At 64.0% G+C, this 18501-nt stretch carries 16 protein-coding genes; 8 read left to right on the top strand and 8 right to left on the bottom strand.

All coding sequences use genetic code 11. The features are described from left to right. Positions 1–100: 100 nt before the first annotated feature. From LMTR13_RS38015 to LMTR13_RS40145, 5 genes are all read left to right on the top strand, one after another. Positions 101–2095 (top strand): ABC transporter ATP-binding protein/permease, encoded by a 1995-nt coding sequence (locus LMTR13_RS38015; protein ID WP_065732211.1) that lies wholly within the window; start codon positions 101–103, stop codon positions 2093–2095. 199 nt (positions 2096–2294) lie between these two features. Continuing rightward, entirely contained in the window at positions 2295–3122 is an 828-nt protein-coding gene (locus LMTR13_RS38020) for an FkbM family methyltransferase (RefSeq protein WP_065733313.1), read from the top strand. 42 nt (positions 3123–3164) lie between these two features. Then, the gene (locus tag LMTR13_RS38025; protein ID WP_065732212.1) at positions 3165–3551 is read left to right on the top strand and encodes a VOC family protein; all 387 of its coding nucleotides are present in this window, start codon (positions 3165–3167) and stop codon (positions 3549–3551) included. A gap of 91 nt (positions 3552–3642) precedes the next feature. After that, a complete protein-coding gene (locus LMTR13_RS40140; RefSeq protein WP_083219390.1) occupies positions 3643–3873 on the top strand; it encodes a hypothetical protein in 231 nt (76 codons plus the stop codon). A gap of 196 nt (positions 3874–4069) precedes the next feature. Next, entirely contained in the window at positions 4070–6133 is a 2064-nt protein-coding gene (locus tag LMTR13_RS40145) for an OmpA family protein (protein WP_083219391.1), read from the top strand. Positions 6134–6189: 56 nt separating this feature from the next. Here the strand turns inward: LMTR13_RS40145 and LMTR13_RS38040 are convergent, their stop codons facing one another. Beyond that, positions 6190–7146: a homocysteine S-methyltransferase family protein gene (locus tag LMTR13_RS38040; RefSeq protein ID WP_065732214.1), complete on the bottom strand. Its 957-nt coding sequence runs from the start codon at positions 7144–7146 to the stop codon at positions 6190–6192. Between the two features lie 226 nt (positions 7147–7372). Between LMTR13_RS38040 and LMTR13_RS38045 the strand changes: the two genes are divergently transcribed. Further along, complete coding sequence (locus LMTR13_RS38045; RefSeq protein ID WP_065732215.1) at positions 7373–7990, top strand: TetR/AcrR family transcriptional regulator; 618 nt, start codon at positions 7373–7375, stop codon at positions 7988–7990. A 22-nt stretch (positions 7991–8012) separates the two neighbouring features. Here the strand turns inward: LMTR13_RS38045 and LMTR13_RS38050 are convergent, their stop codons facing one another. The 7 genes from LMTR13_RS38050 to LMTR13_RS38080 all read right to left on the bottom strand — a co-directional run bounded on the left by LMTR13_RS38050 (position 8013) and on the right by LMTR13_RS38080 (position 15940). Next, positions 8013–9770: an alkaline phosphatase gene (locus LMTR13_RS38050; protein ID WP_065732216.1), complete on the bottom strand. Its 1758-nt coding sequence runs from the start codon at positions 9768–9770 to the stop codon at positions 8013–8015. Positions 9771–9902: 132 nt separating this feature from the next. Further along, positions 9903–11240, bottom strand: coding sequence for an argininosuccinate synthase (gene argG / locus LMTR13_RS38055; RefSeq protein ID WP_065732217.1), 1338 nt, complete (start codon positions 11238–11240; stop codon positions 9903–9905). 211 nt (positions 11241–11451) lie between these two features. Continuing rightward, positions 11452–12213 carry a phosphatase PAP2 family protein gene (locus tag LMTR13_RS38060; RefSeq protein ID WP_065732218.1) on the bottom strand — a complete coding sequence of 254 codons (762 nt, stop codon included), beginning with the start codon at positions 12211–12213 and terminating at the stop codon, positions 11452–11454. Positions 12214–12298: 85 nt separating this feature from the next. Next, on the bottom strand, positions 12299–12790 hold the full coding sequence (locus LMTR13_RS38065; RefSeq protein ID WP_065732219.1) for a hypothetical protein: 492 nt from the start codon (positions 12788–12790) through the stop codon (positions 12299–12301). Between the two features lie 119 nt (positions 12791–12909). Further along, the gene (gene rlmN, locus LMTR13_RS38070; protein WP_065732220.1) at positions 12910–14109 is read right to left on the bottom strand and encodes a dual-specificity RNA methyltransferase RlmN; all 1200 of its coding nucleotides are present in this window, start codon (positions 14107–14109) and stop codon (positions 12910–12912) included. A gap of 175 nt (positions 14110–14284) precedes the next feature. Then, complete coding sequence (locus LMTR13_RS38075) at positions 14285–14881, bottom strand: invasion associated locus B family protein (protein ID WP_065732221.1); 597 nt, start codon at positions 14879–14881, stop codon at positions 14285–14287. 219 nt (positions 14882–15100) lie between these two features. After that, on the bottom strand, positions 15101–15940 hold the full coding sequence (locus LMTR13_RS38080; RefSeq protein WP_065733315.1) for an SDR family oxidoreductase: 840 nt from the start codon (positions 15938–15940) through the stop codon (positions 15101–15103). A 113-nt stretch (positions 15941–16053) separates the two neighbouring features. On the opposite strand from LMTR13_RS38080, the gene LMTR13_RS38085 reads away from it, so the two are divergent. After that, the gene (locus tag LMTR13_RS38085; protein WP_057854574.1) at positions 16054–17028 is read left to right on the top strand and encodes an NADPH:quinone oxidoreductase family protein; all 975 of its coding nucleotides are present in this window, start codon (positions 16054–16056) and stop codon (positions 17026–17028) included. Between the two features lie 336 nt (positions 17029–17364). After that, positions 17365–18465 carry a hypothetical protein gene (locus LMTR13_RS38090; RefSeq protein ID WP_065732222.1) on the top strand — a complete coding sequence of 367 codons (1101 nt, stop codon included), beginning with the start codon at positions 17365–17367 and terminating at the stop codon, positions 18463–18465. The last annotated feature ends 36 nt before the right edge of the window (positions 18466–18501 follow it).

Raw genomic sequence — 18501 nt, forward strand, 5'->3', positions numbered from 1 at the left:
CATCGGGCGCGCTTTCGCACGACCCGTTGGCTCCTTCGCCAATGACGGCGGAGGGAAGAGCCAGCAGGGAACCATCTGATTTTCCTGGCGTTGTCGGGCCATGGCCAGATCCGATACCAAGGCAAAGCCACCCCGCAAAAAATCCAACGCGAAGAACACCCCTGAGTCCGAAGAAAAATCAGAGTTCGTCGACGTCACCGCCGAGGACGGAGATCGTGTCGAACCGCCGCCGCCGGAGGTCGTCGAGCCCGATCCGGAAATGTCTCCGGAAGAGACCGAGCAGGCTCGCAAGGATTATCTGCTGACGCGGTTCTGGATCAGCGCGCGCGGCTATTGGGGCAGAGGCGGCGATCGGCTGGCTTGGCTGTTCTCGATCGGCCTGCTGCTCCTGATCGTCAGCCATGTCGCCTTTCAATACGGCATCAATGTCTGGAATCGCGCAATCTTCGACGCCATCGAAAAGCGCGATGCCGCCACCGTGTCTTATCTCGCTGCGGTATTCTTTCCGCTCGCCATCGGCAGCGTCTTGCTCGGCGTGGCGCAGGTGTTCGCCCGCATGGGCATCCAGCGCCGCTGGCGCGCCTGGCTGACGAACGCGGTGATATCGCGCTGGCTGGCCAACGGCCGCTACTATCAACTCAACCTTGTCGGCGGCGATCATCAGAATCCGGAGTATCGCATCGCCGACGATTTGAGGATCGCCACCGACTCGCCGGTGGACTTCGTCGCCGGCGTAACGTCGGCATTTCTCTCGGCCGCCACCTTCATCGTCGTGCTCTGGACCATCGGCGGTGCGCTCACGATCCCGCTTGCGGGATCGACCATCACCATCCCCGGCTTCCTCGTGATCGCCGCGGTCGTCTATGCCACGATCGCCTCGGGCTCGATCACGGCGATCGGACGAAGCTTCGTGCAGGTGTCCGAAGACAAGAACCAGGCCGAGGCCGAATATCGCTATGTCCTGACCCGCGTGCGCGAGAACGGCGAGAGCATCGCGCTGCTCGGCGGCGAAGAGGAGGAGCGCGGCGGCATCAACAAGACTTTTTCAAAAGTGCTGCGGCAATGGGCGCGGCTCGCCGGCCAGCACATGCGCACCACGTTTGTGTCGCAGGGATCGGGCCTGATCGCTCCCGTGGTTCCGCTATTGTTGTGCGCGCCCAAATATCTCGACGGCAGCATGACGCTTGGACAGGTGATGCAGGCGGCGTCCGCCTTTACCATCGTGCAAACCGCGTTCGGCTGGCTGGTCGACAATTATCCACGGCTTGCCGACTGGAATGCCTGTGCGCGCCGCATCGCTTCGCTGATGATGTCGCTCGACGGTCTGGAGCGCGCCGAACGTGGCGCTGGCATCGGACGCATCAAGCGCGGCGAGACCAAAGGTGACGCCATGCTGAGCCTCAACGATCTCTCGGTGTCACTCGACGATGGCACCGCGGTGGTTGACGAAACCGAAGTTGTGATCGATCCCGGCGAGCGCGTGCTGGTGGCCGGGGATTCCGGCACCGGCAAGAGCACGCTGGTCCGCGCGCTGGCGGGGCTGTGGCCATGGGGCGGCGGCAGCGTCAATTTTCATCCCGATCGCCGACTCTTCATGCTGCCGCAGAAATCCTACATCCCCACGGGCACGCTGCGCCGCGCGATTACCTATCCCGGCGCTGCCGAGGACTGGCTCATCGAACAGATCTGCGACGCCCTGCACAAGGTCGGCCTCGATCACCTCAAGGACAAGATTGAGGAAGAGGGACCGTGGGACCAGACGCTATCGGGCGGCGAAAAGCAGCGGCTGGCGTTTGCGCGGCTGTTGCTGCACAACCCCGACATCGTGGTGCTGGACGAGGCGACGTCGGCGCTTGACGAGAAGAGCCAGGACAAGATGATGGAGCTCGTCATCAAGGAACTGCCGAACGCCACCATCGTCAGCGTCGCCCATCGCGCCGAACTGGAGGCGTTCCACAGCCGCAAGATCGTGCTGGAACGACGCAAGGGCGGCGCCAAGTTGGTCAGCGACGTCGACTTGATTCCGCGCAAGGGCAGACAGCGCCTGCTCGGCCGTTTCCTGCGCCATCGGAAAGCGGCGAAGAAGGCGGCGTGAGACGACAAAAGATCCCCGTCGTCCCTGCGAACCGCAGGGACCCATAACCACCAGCCTTGATTATGCGGAGTATCAACTCCGACCGCCCCAAATCGCGAAGCCGCGGCGTATGGGCCCCTGCTTCGCAGGGGCGACGGTGTCGTTGGAGTTGGCCGCAAAACCGGCTATGCATGCGCCGCTTCTGCCCGAGGACCTCTGTTTGACGCCCGACAACGATCCGTCTCCCGCGCCGTTCGGCGCATTCGCCCCGAATGCCGCACAGGCCGCCATTATCTCGCTCGCCCACCGCTCGCGGCTGAAACGCGGTGCATTCCGGCCTATGCTGTCGCGGCTGGTAAATCTGCTCCGCGCAGGGCCCGTCGACGTGCAATACCAGGGCGCCTCGTTCCGCTTCTATCATCAGGCCAGCGCCACCGAGCGCGGCGCGCTGTTCAATCCCGACTACAATCTCGAAGAACTGAATTTTCTGCGCGCGCATGTGCCCGCCGGCGGCGTGTTCGTCGATGTCGGCGCCAATGTCGGTACCTATGCGCTTGCGCTGGCGCGCCATGTCGGCGCCGGCGGCAAGGTGATCGCAATCGAGCCGCACCCGGTCACCCATGCGCGGCTTTCCTTCAACAATGCCGCCTCCGGCTGCAGGCAGGTGCGGCTGGTCGCGGCCGCCGCCGGTCCCGCCGATGGCGAGTTGATGATCGAGACCGATGGCGACAATCTCGGCGCCAGCCACATCGTGTCGGGCGCGGCCTCCGGCAAGGCGATCAAGGTGCCGTCCCTGCGGCTGCAGCGCATCCTCGAAGAAGGAGGCGTCTCGCACGTCGATGCGCTCAAGATCGACGTCGAAGGGTTTGAGGATCGCGTGCTGACCGGCTTCTTCGCCGACGCACCGCAGGCCTTGTGGCCCTGCGCGATCGTGATCGAGCATCTGTCGAAACACGAATGGCAGCAGGACTGCATCGCCGACATGCGGGCGCGGGGTTATGCCGAGACCGGCAAGACCCGCAGCAACACGTTATTGGCGCGAGGCTGAATTTGCGTTGCGAACCCATCTCTCAAACCGCAGGAGAGTTTCATGATCGACCACGTCGGATTTCCGGTTTCGGATTATGAACGCTCCAAGGCCTTCTATCTGAAAGCCCTGGCGCCGCTCGACTACACCCTCGTGATGGAAGTCACGCAGGAGCAACACAGCCACGAACCCGCCGCCGGTTTCGGCGCCAACGGAAAGCCCGACTTCTGGATCGGCGGCGAGGGCGGGTTGGACAAGCCGCTGCATGTCGCGATCGTGGCAAAGGATCGCGCCACGGTTGACGCCTTCTACAAGGCGGCGATGGCCGCGGGCGGACGCGATAACGGGCCGCCCGGGATCCGCGCGATCTATCATCCGAATTATTATGGCGCGTTCGTGCTGGATCCTGATGGCCACAACATCGAGGCCGTCTGCCACGCACCCGACTAACCGGGCTCCATCGGTTCCATTATTGGATCGCGCGGGAACTTGCGGCCGCCATCGCCGTTGTCGCTCCCGGAACTGTAGCCCCGGAGATGTGATGCCGACTGAACCGCCGGAAGTGCCACCGGCGACACCGGGACAACCGACCGAGCCGCCGCGCGAAGAGCCGCCGGGCCGTCCGCGTCCGGAAGTGCCGCCACCGGTACGCGAGCCGGGCCAGCCACCGCAGCCGCGGGAATTGCCGGGCAAGATGCCAGACGAGCTACCGGTGCGCGGGCCGAATGGCCCGCGAACGCCTAACCCAGCCACCGATCCGGGGACCGAATGAAACAAACTTTGAAAGCACCGTCTGAACGCTCAATGAATGAGGGTGCATGCAACCCCTTGCTTTCATGAAATAAAAAGCTAGGGGCGATTTGTAAGCCGCCACAATCCGGCCTAATGATGAGCGGCTGATCGACCAACTGATACCTCAATACAGCACTTCCGTTACTGCCAGGCCTTTTCCGGGAACCAAGGACATCATGACAAATCTTCGCATCGTGCTGCTTGCCACAACTGCTTTGACAGTGACGCAGCTCGCGATCTCCGCATCGCAGGCGCAGACCGCTCCGCTAGTCGTGGCGCAAGCCAAGGAAGAGGAAGGCAGAGGCAAGGGACAGCAGCCGCCGCCGAAGGGCGCACCGCCGCCGGCCGCTGCCCCCAGCCGACCGACGCCTACTCCACCGCCTCCCGCCGCGGCGCCGCCGCCGCGCCCGACGCCTCCGTCACCGCCTCCGGCGGCTGCCCCACCGCCACGCCAGGCACCGCCGCCCCCGCCGCCGGCGGCAGCTCCGCCACCACGCCCGACCCCGCCGCCGCCTCCCCCGGCAGCCGCTCCGCCGCGTCCAACACCGCCTCCGCCGCCGCCTCCTGCGGCCGCACCCGCACGTCCGACTCCGACACCGCCACCTCCTGCGGCGGCGCCTGCGCGTCCGACCCCACCGCCGCCTCCGCCGCCGGCGGCAGCTCCCGCTGCGCCGAAACAGCCGGCGGCACCCACGCCGACGCCTCCACCGCCTTCCGCTCAGAAGGGGACGCCGTCTCCCGTGCCGCCACCCCCGCCGTCCGGTGCAAGGCAACCGCCGGCGCCGACTGCCACGCCGGCTCCAGCCGCGTCGCCGACGACCGCTCCATCGCCCGGCACGGCCACGCCACCAGCGCGTCCCGGCGCGCCGCCCGCGACGCCACCAGCCGCGGGTACTCCGACGACGCCTCCGGCTGCGGGCGCTCCGACGGCCGCGCCAACTACACCGCAGGGACGCCCCGGCACACCGCCTCCGGCCGCGGGTGCGCCAACGCCGGCGCCAACACCACCAACGGCCCGCCCCGGCGCGCCGGCTCCCGGAGCCCCCGCTGGAATGGCGCCGACACCTGCGCCGACGGCGCCCCCGGCCGCTGGCACTCCGGCTGCGCCGGGCACCACGACAGCTCCCGCGGCGCCAACTGCCGTGCCCGGTGCTCCGGCCGCCACGCCGCCGGCCGGCCGGGTCCAGAACGCGCCGCCGACCGTCGCGCCGGCCTTCCAGCGTGCGCCTCAGGTCACAGCACCATTGCCGGCACCTCCCCCGACTCAAGAGGGGCTCAGGGTGATCGCCCCGGGTACTCAGGCTACGGGGCCGCAGCGCCTTGACGACTTCCGCGGCCAGCGCCGCGAGGTTCAGCAAGGCGGCCGCACGGTCATCACCGAGCCCGGACGAATCATCGTTCGCGATCCCGGCGGACAGGCATATGTCCGTCACAACGAGGTCGAGCGCTTCCGCTACGGCGCACGCGACATCCAGACCCGGACCGTCGGCGGCGAGACGCGTACGGTCGTCATCAGGCCCGACGGCACCCAGGTCATCACCGTGATGGGCCGCGACGGCCAGTTGCTGCGCCGTATCCGCCGCGATGAGCGGGGCCGCGAGATCATCATCATCGACAACAGCTACCGCGATCCCCGCGCGGTCGGCGGCTTCTTCGTCGCGCTGCCGCCGCCGACGGTCCGGATCCCCTACAACCGCTACATCGTCGACGCTCAGGAAGCAGAGCCGGAGGTGATCTACGACACCTTGATGGCCCCGCCGGTGGACCGGATCGAACGGCGTTACACGCTGGACGAAATCCGTTACAGCCCGACCGTGCGGCAGCGCATGCCGAGCATCGACGTCAACACCATCAACTTCGAAACCGGGTCGTGGGAAATTCCGCCCGATCAGGCGGCGAAGCTGCAGGTGATCGCCGACGGCCTCAACCGCGCAATCCAGCAAAACCCGCGCGCGGTATTCCTGATCGAGGGCCACACCGATGCGGTCGGAAACGACGTCGACAATCTGTCGCTGTCGGATCGCCGCGCGGAATCCGCAGCCACTCTGCTGACGCAGCACTTCAACGTGCCGGCGGAAAACCTGACCTCGCAGGGCTATGGCGAGCAGTACCTGAAGGAGCAGACCGACGGGCCGAGCCCGATCAACCGGCGCGTCACCATCCGCAACATTACGCCGCTGCTCAACGGCGGGCAGGCCTCGCTGCCGCCGCCTCCGCCCGGCACAGCCCCGCCGCGCTGAACTGACGGTCGATCAGAATGAAAATGGCCGGGAGCAATCCCGGCCATTTTGTTGCCTTACGCGCTGAGTGCCCGCGGGGGCTCGCACGCCTCGCAAATGGCGGCGGCGTGCCGGTGATCGGTGCCGCAGCAGCCGCCGAGAATCCGCATCGTCGGAAACGCGTTCCTGAGCGCAACATAACGCCGCCCGAGATCGGCCGGATCACCCGCATCGAGCGTTTCGGATTCGTCGAGTTCGGCATGGCTTTTCGTCGAGGCATTGGCCCTGATGCCATGGATACGTTCCGTCCAGGCTTCGCCCGCCTTCAAGGCGTCTTCGAAATGCGTTGGATGCGCACAGTTGATCAGGAAGTATTCGGGCGCACCATCGGTTTCGCGATCCACGGCCTCGATCGCTTCACGTAGCGTTTCTCCCTTCACCAGGCGGCCATTGGTCTCCACGGTGAACGAGATGGCTGCAGGTATCCCCAGCGATTTCGCGGCGCGCGCGATGCCGATCGCTTCATTGATGCTGGCAAGCGTAAAGGCGGTGACCATGTCGGCGCCGCCCTCGACAAAGGCTGCGATCTGCGCCCGATGATAGGCCTCGGCTTCCACAGCATCCATGTTGCCCGCCTTGTACCCGTCGCCGCGCGGTCCGATGGCGCCGCTGATGACGCAGGGCGCGCCGGGTCGATCCCAGCCCGAGCGCAATTCTTTGAGAAATTCAATCGAACGGACGTTGATCGCCTTGAGCGCAGACGCGTCATACCCGAGCTTCGCACCCCAATCCGGATTGGCGCGCCATGTCGGACTGTCGAGCACAAAGCCCGTGCCATGGTCACGCGCGACCTCCAGATAGGCGGAGTAATACTGCTTCAGCTTCTCCCGTCCTTCGGCACTGTCGAGCAGCACAAAGGCGGCAAAGTGCGGCAGATCCACGCCTTCGTGAAAGATCAGCGTGGTTTCCATCCCGCCATCGGTCAGGAAAATGCCGCCGCGGCGCTGCGGCAGGGCATGTCGGTACTTGGCCATTTCAATTTCTCCGCGAATTGAGGACATCGATACGTCTCGGCAGCATTGGCTTGGTCCGGCGATGTTGGTGCCTCATAGTGTCGCGGCGGCCTAGGCGGCTCATGGTGCGGATGAACCAGAAGCCGCAAATTGATACGAAATCAGATGGTTATAGGATTGGTCGGCAGCCCGCTTGCGCTGACTGCCACGGAGAAACCGCACCATGGGTACAGTTCTGGAACCCCGGATGAGCAAGGGCGAAGCGACGCGTGAGCGGATTCTCGAAATCGCGGAGGCGGCCGTTCTCGCCAAGGGATTTGGCGCCACCTCGATCGAGGAAGTGATTGTCGAGGCAGGCCTCACCAAGAGCGGCTTCTTCTATCACTTCAAGGATAAGAACGCGCTCGCCCGCGAAATGCTCCGCAGATATGTCGCGACCAACGATCGGCTCTTCGATGATATTTTCGCACGCGGTCGCCAGCTTTCCGACGATCCGCTGCAGGCGTTCCTGATTTCGCTGAAGCTGCTGGCCGAAACGATGGCCGATCTGCCGAACGGCCATCCCGGCTGCCTGATCGCCAGCATCTGCTATCAGGAACGGCTGTTCGATCGTGAGATCCGCGATCTCACCGCGCAATCCGTACGAGACTGGAATGCGCGCTTCCGCACGATCCTCGACGGCATCGCGTCGGTTTATCCTCCGAGGGAGCCGGTCGATCTCGACGATGTCGCCGATATGCTGTCCTGCATCGTCGACGGCGCCATCATCATGTCCAAGACGCTGAACGATCCGAGCCGCCTCGAACGGCAGATCATGACCTTTCGAAGCTGCGTCAAACTGATGTTTGCACCGCCGCTCTCCTGACGCGAGGACGTCGCTCGCGAAACTATTGTCCCGCGGCCGCGAGGCCGAGCGCGTCCGCCATGATGCGGAATACGTCGGTGTTGTCCATCGAGCCGGCAATCCGTTCGCTGCCCGGTCCAGTCCCCGTCAGGATGACATCCTCTCCCGAATGCACGCTGGCGCCCATCATCGCCGGCAGGTTGCCCAAGCGCAGCACCGCCCCCGGGACGTCCTTGTATTTCTCGTTGATCTTGAACGCGCCCGGCGCATCTCCCTTGACGCTCGGCTCGTTGGGATTGTCGAGCTTGGGGCGGAAGGTTTCGTAATGGTCCGGAAGGCTCGCAGAGAAGAGCGCTAGCCGCCGGCTGACGTCCACGCGCGACGGATAGCCATCGGCATCGGGAGCCGGATAGTTAGGAAATCCGGCTTTGTCGTAGGTGCCGACGCGCTCGCGCAGTGGCAAGTTGGGCGTCGTGCTCATGTCGTCATTGATGGTGCCGACAAGACTGTTGGGATGGTTGTGGTCGGCGAGCACAAGGATCAGGGTGTCGTCGCGGCGCGCCCGCGCCCATTTGCGCGCCAGGGCGACCGCGTTGTCGAGCATGATGGTGTCGTAGACCGCGCGCTCCATATCCAGCGCATGCGCGTATTTGTCGATCATGCCGGATTCGACCATCAGGAAGAAGCCCGCATCGTTCCTGGACAGGATGTTCAGCGCGGCCTGCATCTGTTCGGTCAGATCCGGCTGTTCCGGGAATTTCGCCACGCCGCCGCCTTTGAGAAACTTGCGGTCCAGCGCGCCGTCCATATTTCGCTCGGCGAACAGGCCGAGCAACTGGCGCGTGTCGGGCTTGGCCGCAAGCGCATTGAGTTCGCCTGCCGTCGCCGCAATCGAATAGCCGGCATCGCGGAATCGGGCGAGGTAATCGACGGCGTCCTTCCGCCTGGAGCCGGGCGCGCCCTGCGGCAGGAAATTCGCAGCTCCGCCGCCCATCAGCACATCGGGTCTGGCGGCGAACAATTGCTCGACGATCTGGTCATAAGCGGCGCGACGGCGGGTGTGCGCCACCATTGCCGCCGGCGTCGCATCCTCGACTTCGGTATTGGTGACAATGCCGATACCCATGCCGTGCCGCCGCTTCGCCAGGCTCGCAATGGTCTCGACCTTTGGATCATCGAACGGGCTTGCCGTACGGTCCGCATAGACGCCCATGGCGTTGACCGCGGTCTTGTGACCGGTGGCAAAGGCGCTCGCAGCATTCGCGGAATCGGTGATGATGGAATCCGAGCCTGCAGTCGCCACCAGCGCCATATGCGGCATGTCGTCGATCGCAAGCTTGCCGAGGCTCTTGCCTTCCGCGATGCCCTTGGAGAGCAGACGGGCGGCGACGCGATGCGCAGGTGACAGCCCGTCACCAATGAACAGGATGACATTCTTCGCCTTGCGCGGGCCGGTATCGTAGACTGTCCACGTCACAGTTCGGCTTCGCGTGCCATCGCTGACTTCGACCGTGACATTGCCCGGCCTGGTCAGGGTGACGCCGCGCAGCATCAATGCCGACTGGTCCTTGCCGTCCTCGCGCTCGACGAATGTTCCATCCTGACCGAACACAGCGGCATGATCTTCGCCGTTCACGGTCACTTTCAGCTTTGAGGGATCGACGCGATCCGGAAACTCGACTTTGAAATCGAAGCGAGCGCCGGCAAGAATCGACGCGCGGTCGATCGGGTAGATGGTTTGGGCAACCGTCGAGGATCCCGTAAGCAGCACAATGAGGGCGGCAGCGAAGGGTTTGACCATGAGCGTGCACCGGATCGGATTCGGATTAGTCTGGGTAGAGCCAAGCGACAGCCAACGGCCCCGAGCCTTAGGCATGGGCCTACCTATCCTTATCGAACCCGAATGACGTTCCCGTTACAATGCCTGCGCGGTTCAGCCCTTGTCGCTCTCGAGCTTGAAGATGTCGGAGCCTTCGCTGCCGGACAGCAACCCCGTATCCGAATAAAGCTTCAGCTTGGCCCTGGTATCGGCGATGTCGAGGTTGCGCATGGTGAGCTGGCCGATACGGTCGGCCGGCGAGAACGCGGCATCTTCGACCTTCTCCATGCTCAGCCGCTCCGGATGATAGGTCAGATTGGGACTCTCGGTGTTCACGATCGAGTAGTCGTTGCCGCGGCGCAGCTCGAGCGTCACCTCGCCGGTGACGGCGCGTGCCACCCAGCGCTGCGCGGTTTCGCGCAGCATGAGGGCCTGGGAATCGAACCACCGCCCCTGATAGAGCAATCGGCCGAGGCGCATGCCGCTGATCCGGTATTGCTCGATGGTGTCCTCGTTGTGGATGCCCGTGACCAGGCGTTCATAGGCGATGTGCAGCAGCGCCATACCGGGCGCTTCGTAAATGCCGCGGCTCTTGGCCTCGATGATCCGGTTCTCGATCTGGTCGCTCATGCCGAGGCCATGCCGGCCGCCGATGGCGTTGGCATCGAGGAACAGCGCGACCGGATCGGTGAACGTCCGGCCATTTAGCGCGACAGGCTGACCCTCCTCAAAACGCACCACGACCTGTTCGGCCTTGACGGCGCAGTCGTCGCGCCAGAACGGCACGCCCATGATCGGGTTGACGATCTTGATGCCGCTGTCCAGACGCTCGAGATCCTTGGCCTCGTGGGTTGCGCCGAGGATGTTGCTGTCGGTCGAATAGGCCTTTTCGGCGCTCATCTTGTAGGCGAATCCGTTGGCGGCCATGAAATCAGACATTTCCGCGCGCCCACCCAGCTCGTCGATGAACTGCTGGTCGAGCCAGGGCTTGTAGATCCGCAAGCTCGGATTGGTCAAAAGCCCGTAGCGATAGAACCGTTCGATATCGTTACCCTTGAAGGTAGAGCCGTCACCCCAGATGTTGACGCCGTCCTCCTTCATGGCCGAGACCAGCATCGTGCCGGTCACCGCGCGCCCGAGCGGCGTGGTGTTGAAATAGGCGATGCCGCCGGTAGAGACGTGGAAGGCGCCGGACTGGATGGCGGCAATCCCTTCGTGGACCAATTGGGTACGGCAATCCACGAGCCGGGCTTTCTCTCCGCCGAACTCCAGCGCTTTACGCGGAATCTCGTCGTAGTCCGCTTCGTCAGGCTGGCCAAGGTTCGCGGTATAGGCAAAGACGCGCGCGCCTTTTTGCTTCATCCAGAGCAGCGCCGCGCTGGTGTCGAGACCGCCGGAGAAGGCGATGCCGACTTTTTCCCCCTTGGGCAGGCTTTTCAGGATCGTACTCATAGATCTTCCAATCGGTCGAAATGGCGGATGCCGTTATAGCGTTTTCGAGCGAAGTGGATACCGGTTCGCGTGAAGAAAACGCGTCAAAACAAGAATCTAGAGCTTCGGTTCTGATCCCATCAGAACCGATAATGCTCTAACGGCTTGAGGGCCGCGAATATCAAATTTCGCAGCCATGGGCACGCGTTTAATGGCGCTGGCGGCTGACGGACTACCCCGCCTCGCGCCCGCGCCAGCGCTGCCACAGGCGGTAGCCGGGCCGGCCCCAGCGCGCCAAAGCGGCCTCAATCTGCGCATCCGTCCGCCTCGTCGACGGCCAGCGGTAAATCCAGGCATAGGCCAGCCAGATCACGAAAAAGCTGACGAGACCCGCGGCGGCTACGTCTGTAAAGAAGTGCCCGCCGAATGCCATTCGCAGCACGCTGGTCGCAACACCGAACAAGGTCGCTGCCGCGTAGGCCAACGGCCGCCATGCCGGCGGCGTCAGGGCTGCGGGGGCGTAAGTCCAGAACGCGGTGGCGCCCTCGCCCGAGAAGAACGAGCAGTTGCGCCCGCAGGCGCCGCGCGGATCCCACCACGGCACAAACTGCCAAGGTCCGTTGAACTCCGTCACCACCACCGGCCGCGGCCGGCCCCAATGGCTCTTGAAGGTAAGATTGGTCAGCACGACCGCGGAGAGCAGGATCGTGACCAGCAGGAACACCGCCGCGCGTCCCGGAACCAGCATCGGCCGGTCCGGCCGCAGCAGCTTCGCGACAATCGCGATCAGCGCCGGCAGCGCCAGCGCCCACGCGATCCACATCGCGGCATCGCGCGCAAAAGCATAAAGTCGGTTCTGTTTCGACGGAAACGACGCGCTTGCCGCATCGTAAAACAACGCCGCCAGCTTCAGGTCGAGTTCGGGGTAGATCCCGAACAGCAGTCCGATGACGAGCGACAAGCCCAGCGCGATAATAAGTCCGGTACGGTTCATGGCGCGGGGTTTAGCCGAGAGAATTGGTGATGAAAAGGCTCACGCCTCCTCCCCTTGTGGGAGAAGAAAGAAGTTGCACGTTGCATCAGGAGAATGGCCGTGATTGCGACGGCAATGGCGGCGGCGGCCGCAAGGGAGGCTGCGGTTCGCGCCAGGCTCCGGCGGATCGGCCGGCGATCATCCAATAGACCAGGCCAGCGACGATGCCGGCGCCGGTCATGATTTCGAGATGACGGTGCACGATTCCATCGAAAGTCAGCGTCTCGGGATCGAAGGGAACGAGGCCGAGATAGCAGGCTGCGCCGACGATGGCGCCGCCGACTGCGTAAGCGAGCACGCTGCGGATGTAGAACGCTTCGGTGATGAGCACGACCACCAGCGCCGGCAGCAGCGCAAAACCGGACAGGAAGATGAAGCCGAAGCCGAGCACGACATTCAGCGCATCCTGGTCGATCGGCCCGCCGCCGAGATCGCTGAACTCCGGATACAGCACCGCGCCGACCACGATCATTCCCGCCACAAAGCATGCGGCGAGGAAGGCGAACAGGATGACGAAGATGCGGCCGATCAAGGACATGGTCGACGCACCGTCATTGCGAGCGACGCGAAGCAATCCATCTTTCCGCTTGCTGCGAGATAGATTGCTTCGTCGCTCTGCTCCTCGCAATGACGGGATTGCATGCAACGTTCCTTCATTCAATCCGTCATCGCCATGGCGCGCAGCGCCTGGCGCTCGCGCGCGGATAGTTTCTCGGTCTCCGACTTCAACTGGCCGCAGGCGGCGAGGATGTCGCGGCCACGCGGGGTGCGCACCGGCGAGGAATAGCCGGCGTTGAAGATGTATTCGGAGAATTTTTCGATCTGCTCCCAATCCGAGCACTCGTAACGCGAACCCGGCCACGGGTTGAACGGAATCAGGTTGATCTTGGCCGGAATGCCCTTGAGCAGTTTGACCAGCAGCTTGGCGTCGTCGAGGGAATCGTTGACGCCCTTGAGCATCACATATTCGAAGGTGATGCGGCGTGCGTTCGACGAGCCCGGATAGTCTCGGCAAGCCTGCAGCAATTCGGCGATCGGATATTTGCGGTTCAACGGGACCAGCTCGTTGCGCAGGTCGTCGCGCACCGCATGCAGCGAGATCGCGAGCATGACGCCGATTTCCTCGCCGGTGCGGATGATGTTCGGCACCACGCCCGAGGTCGACAGCGTGATGCGGCGGCGGGAAATGCCGATGCCTTCGTTGTCGGCCGTGATCAGCAGCGCATCGCGCACCGCGTCGAAATTATAGAGCGGCTCGCCCATGCCCATCATGACGATGTTGGTGACGAGGCGGCTGCCGGTCGGCGTCTCGCGATCGGCCCAGTCGCTGAGACGGTCGCGCGCCACCATGATCTGGCCGACGATTTCGCCCGCGGTGAGGTTGCGCACCAGCCGTTGCGTACCGGTGTGGCAGAACGAGCAATTCAACGTGCAGCCGACCTGCGAGGAGACGCAGAGCGTGCCGCGATCGGTTTCGGGAATGTAGACGCATTCGACCTCATGCGCCTTCTGGAACGCGTCGCCGCTCGGCAGGCGCAACAGCCATTTGCGGGTGCCGTCGTTGGAAATCTGCTCGGCCACCATCTCGGGACGATCGACGGTGAAATGCTGCTCGAGCTCGGCGCGCATGTCCTTGGAGACGCTGGTCATCTCGGCGAAGGATTTGGCGCCGCGAAAATACATCCAGTGCCAGAGCTGCTGCGTGCGCATCTTGCGCTGCGCAGGCGCAACGCCGATCTCGCCGAGCCGGTCGGCGATCTCGGCGCGCGACAGGCCGATCAGCGAGGGTTTTGCCGGCGGCACGTAGGTTTCGAGTGGAACCTTCTCCAGCGGCGCCACGGAAGATGAAAGCGTCATTAAATCCCACACGGACAGAAGATTGGAAACGGGCGACAATTGTAGGGTGGCGCAGCGTGCCCACCACTAGTGCCAATGGTGGGCACGGCGCTTTGCGCCCTTGCCCACCCTACTGAGCCCCTCAAATAGGCTTTCCAACGTCCGTAAACAACGTCAATTTGGGCTTAAAGGCGGTCTAGCGCTTGCAATCCTGCGCCAGCCGGTCGAGCGCCTGGGACAACCCCTTCAGCGAGAAGACGTCCGTGGTCTCGGTACCCTTGGCAGAGGTGCCCTTGACGGTGACCTCGGCGGATTTGCGCATGGCATTGACCATCTGCTCTTCCTCCGCGGCGTTCTTGATCCAGAGCCCGTCGCCCTGGGTATACATCGCATAGGAAGAGCCGCCGACCTCGAGAGAGGATTCCGAGCCCGGCTTCAGCGCGTAGCCGATCATGATCGAAACTTCGTTGAAGACCTTCTCCGCCGGACGCGTCGAGACGAAAGCGTAGGCGGGATCGCGCGGACGATTCGGCGGGTTGGTTTTCGATGACGAGGGCTTCGCCAGAGCGAAGCAAACCTTCTTGCCATTGGGCGTCGCCGTGTAGGCGCCCCACATACCGTACTGGCCAATCAAGGTAGGCTCGGCGCCGCCCGCGGCCGCAGCCGGTTCCTGCTTAGAAGGCTTGGCCGTGGTTGGCTTTGCCGCCGGTGCAGGCGCAGCCTTGGGCGCATCCTTGGCCGTTTCCTTGGCGCCCTTCGAAGCAGCGCCCTGTGCCTGTGCGAGGGAGGTCATCCCACACAACGCCGAAATCGCAACCAGAAATGTCAGTATTCGCAACACGGACAACTGGTTCCCTCATTATTGTGACTGGAAGATGGCCCGCGGGCGCGTCGCGCCGCCGGGGATGGATAGCCGGGAAATGCTTTTTTGGGAAGGCAGTTACGGTATTACTCACCGCCGTGGCGACCCTTCGTGCCGGGACCGTTCGCGTTCAGAGCGCGGGTCTCGACTTCAGTCCGTGGAACGACGCTCGCGCTGCTTCCGCCACTGCGCATCGGTCCATTGCAGCAGATCCTCGGCGCCGGAACTGCGCAAATGCGCGCCGCCATCCTGCACGACCATCTCGCCATTGATGTAACCGGCCTGGTCGGAAATCAGAAAGCTCGCCAGATTGGCAAGTTCACCATGCTCGCCGGCGCGGCCAAGCGGATTGCGTTGCGCCCAGCTTTCATCGCGGCCCTCGGGGCGGAGCTGACCTGACGCGCCGGGCGTCGGAAACGCGCCGGGCGCGATCGCAACCGTGCGCACACCCTTGGGTCCCCACTCCACCGCAAGGCTCCTGGTCATCGCGAGCACGGCGGATTTCGCCATCGCCGACGGCACCGTGAACGCGCGGCCGGTGATCGTCGAGGTCGAGAGTATGCTCAACACCACGCCCTTGTGCCTGCCGTCGATCCAGCGCCTGCCCGCTGCGAGCGTACAGTACATCGTGCCGTGCAGCGTCGGCGCCAGGATCGCATCCGCCGCGCGAAACGACAGATGTTCGGTCTGCGCGATAAAGGTCGCGGCAGCATTGTTGACCAGCACGTCGATCGGCGCCTCCCGCCAGATCTGGTCCATCATCACATCGACGGCCGCGCCGTCGCGAATATCGCATCGGACTACAGTAACCTTGCCGCCGAGTTCCGCGCGCATCTGCGCGGCAGTCGCCTCCAGCAATTCGAGCCGTCGGCCGCAGATGACCAGCTCCGCGCCAAGCTCGACGAAGCGGCGTCCCATCGCGGCTCCAAGGCCCGAGCCGCCACCGGTGACCAATATCCGTTTTCCGGCCAACAGGCTGTTTTCAAACATCGTTTGAACCCCCTTCACCCGCGCGGGTCATGCGTCCGAATCGGATTGTAGCCCGGCTTCAAATCCGGCATGAAGCAGTCAGCTCCTTGTCGGTCCGAAAATCAGGTGTGTCCATGAAAGCCATTCTCTGCTCGCAATATTGCCAACCCGACGATCTCGTGCTGGCCGACGTACCCGATCCGGTGGCTGAACCGGGCCAGGCGGTGATCGCGATCAAGGCCGCGGCGCTGAATTTCTTCGACATCCTGATGATCCAGGGCAAGTACCAGATCAAGCCGCCGTTCCCGTTTTCGCCGGCCGCCGAAGTTGCCGGCGTGATCGAAAGCGTCGGCGCCGGCGTCACCGACCTGAAGGTCGGCGACCGCGTGGTGGCCTCCTGCGGCCACAACGGCGCACGCGAAAAGATCGCGCTGCCGGCAAATTCGATCGTGAAGATTCCCGACAATCTGGATTTCGATCGCGCCGCCGGAATCATCATTATCTACGGCACGGCACTGCACGCCCTGGAAGATCGTGCCAGCCCGAAGCCCGGCGAGACGCTCGCCGTGCTGGGCGCTGCCGGCGGCACCGGCCTTGCCGCCTGCGAGCTCGGCAAGCTGATGGGCCTGAAGGTGATCGCCTGCGCGTCGTCGGACGAGAAGCTCGAATTTGCCAAGGCACATGGCGCCGAGCTGACGCTGAACTACAGCAAGGAAGATCTGAAGGAGGGCTTGCGTCGGCTCACCGGGGGCAAGGGCGTCGACATCATCTTCGATCCGGTCGGCGGCACGTACGCTGAAGCGGCATTGCGCTCGATCGCCTGGGAAGGTCGCTTCCTGGTGATCGGCTTCGCGGCAGGCGACATTCCGAAGATGCCGCTCAACCTCGCGCTGCTCAAGGGCTGCGATATCCGCGGCGTGTTCTGGGGCGCCTGGACCCGGGTCAATCCCGAGAAGAACCGCGCCAACCTGGAAAAGCTCGTGAAGTGGACGGCGGAAGGCAAGATCTCCTCGCATGTCGACCGCACCTTTCCGCTGGCGCAAACCGCCGAAGCGCTGAAGGTGCTCGCCGGCCGCAAGGCGATGGGCAAGGTGATCCTGCATCCCTGAGATGCGGGATCATCTGTCGAACCTGGTCGTCCACTCAGAAGCAGGGGAGGCGGTCCGTGCGGTGCAGCGACGCACGTCTTTTCGCATCAGCAGCATGAATTTCATCTCACCGATATCATTTCTCGGTAACAATGCGTGTTTTCAAACGGCAGGATGCCGCTTGTTCGCCTCAATCATACCAAAATATCTCCCCATTCACCCCAGCCGCCGTCGTTTTTTGAACCCATTCCGTGTGCGATTTTAACCATCGGTAAAGGGGCTCCTGTACGTCAACAAGAGCAAGAAGTAGGTGCAGGGGGACGCCCGTCGTTGCGTTCGGTAGTGGGGAGCATCACCATGGCGGAGAACACCAGGCCGGTTCAGACGAGAGATCCGTTCGATCGATTCGACGAAGCCATCAGCGATCCTCGGTTGTATGAGGCCGATCAATCTCGATACGAACAGCTTCGATACGAGCCCCCCCGATACGAACAGCCTCAATACGAACAGTCCCGATACGAGCAGCCGCAATACGAGCAGCCGCAATATGCGCCGTCCTTTGCGCCATCGTTTGAGCGGGCAGATGTGCTGCCGGAGGAGCACTCGCCACACGAGCCTGTGCCGCTTTTCCTCTCCAACTACGAGGAGGAGTCACATCAGCAGCTTTCCGAATATATGTTCGGCAGCGGAAGGTTCGGCAGCGGCGGGCTGAAGAAGGCGCGCGCGGGGCGCATTGTAACCGGCGTCGTGATCGTGTCGGCGATAGCCGCTGTCCTCGCGCTGTTTTCGATCGACTCGACCCGGGCCGTCATCTTCAACGCCTCGCTCGGCGGCGGTGGTGGCGGCAGCGTGCCGCCAGCCGACCAGCTCGCCGCGGCAGTGCCGGAGCCCGCGGCGCAGCCGCAGCGCGTTGCCGCGCCGCCGCTGGCCGCCGAACCGTCCGGCGCGGAGATGGCAGCCGCTCGCCGTTCGCCACCCACCGCGCTGGCATCCGCGTCGCCGACGCGTGACGAAATTGCCGCCGCCTATCAGAGCGCATTGAAGGGCAAGGTCGCAGTGCCCGAGCCTGTGGCGCGCGAGGCTGCCCGTGACGCATCTCCGGCAACCCCGGTGGCTGCGGTCGCTCCGACGGCGCAGGAGCCCGTTCCGGTAACGCGTGAGACGGCTCCGGCCAGACGCATCGACCCGGAGGAGCTTGCGACGTTGCTGAACCGGGCGAAGAGCCTGCTCTCTATCGGCGACATTACGTCCGCCCGACTGCTGCTCGAACGCGCTGCAGACGCGCAGGAGGCCGAGGCGGCGCTAATGCTGGCCGGGACGTATGATCCGCAAGTGCTGGGCGGCCAGGATTTGCGGAGCGTCACGCCCGATCCGGCGCAGGCGAAGCTCTGGTACCAGAAGGCCGCCCAACTCGGTTCAGCCGATGCGAGACGGCGTCTCGGCCAGTTGCAGAACTAGGCAATTTCTCGAGAAATTACTTTTAGACCAGCGCAG

It is taken from the genome of Bradyrhizobium icense (genome assembly GCF_001693385.1).
In the GTDB taxonomy this organism is placed as follows: Bacteria; Pseudomonadota; Alphaproteobacteria; order Rhizobiales; family Xanthobacteraceae; genus Bradyrhizobium; species Bradyrhizobium icense.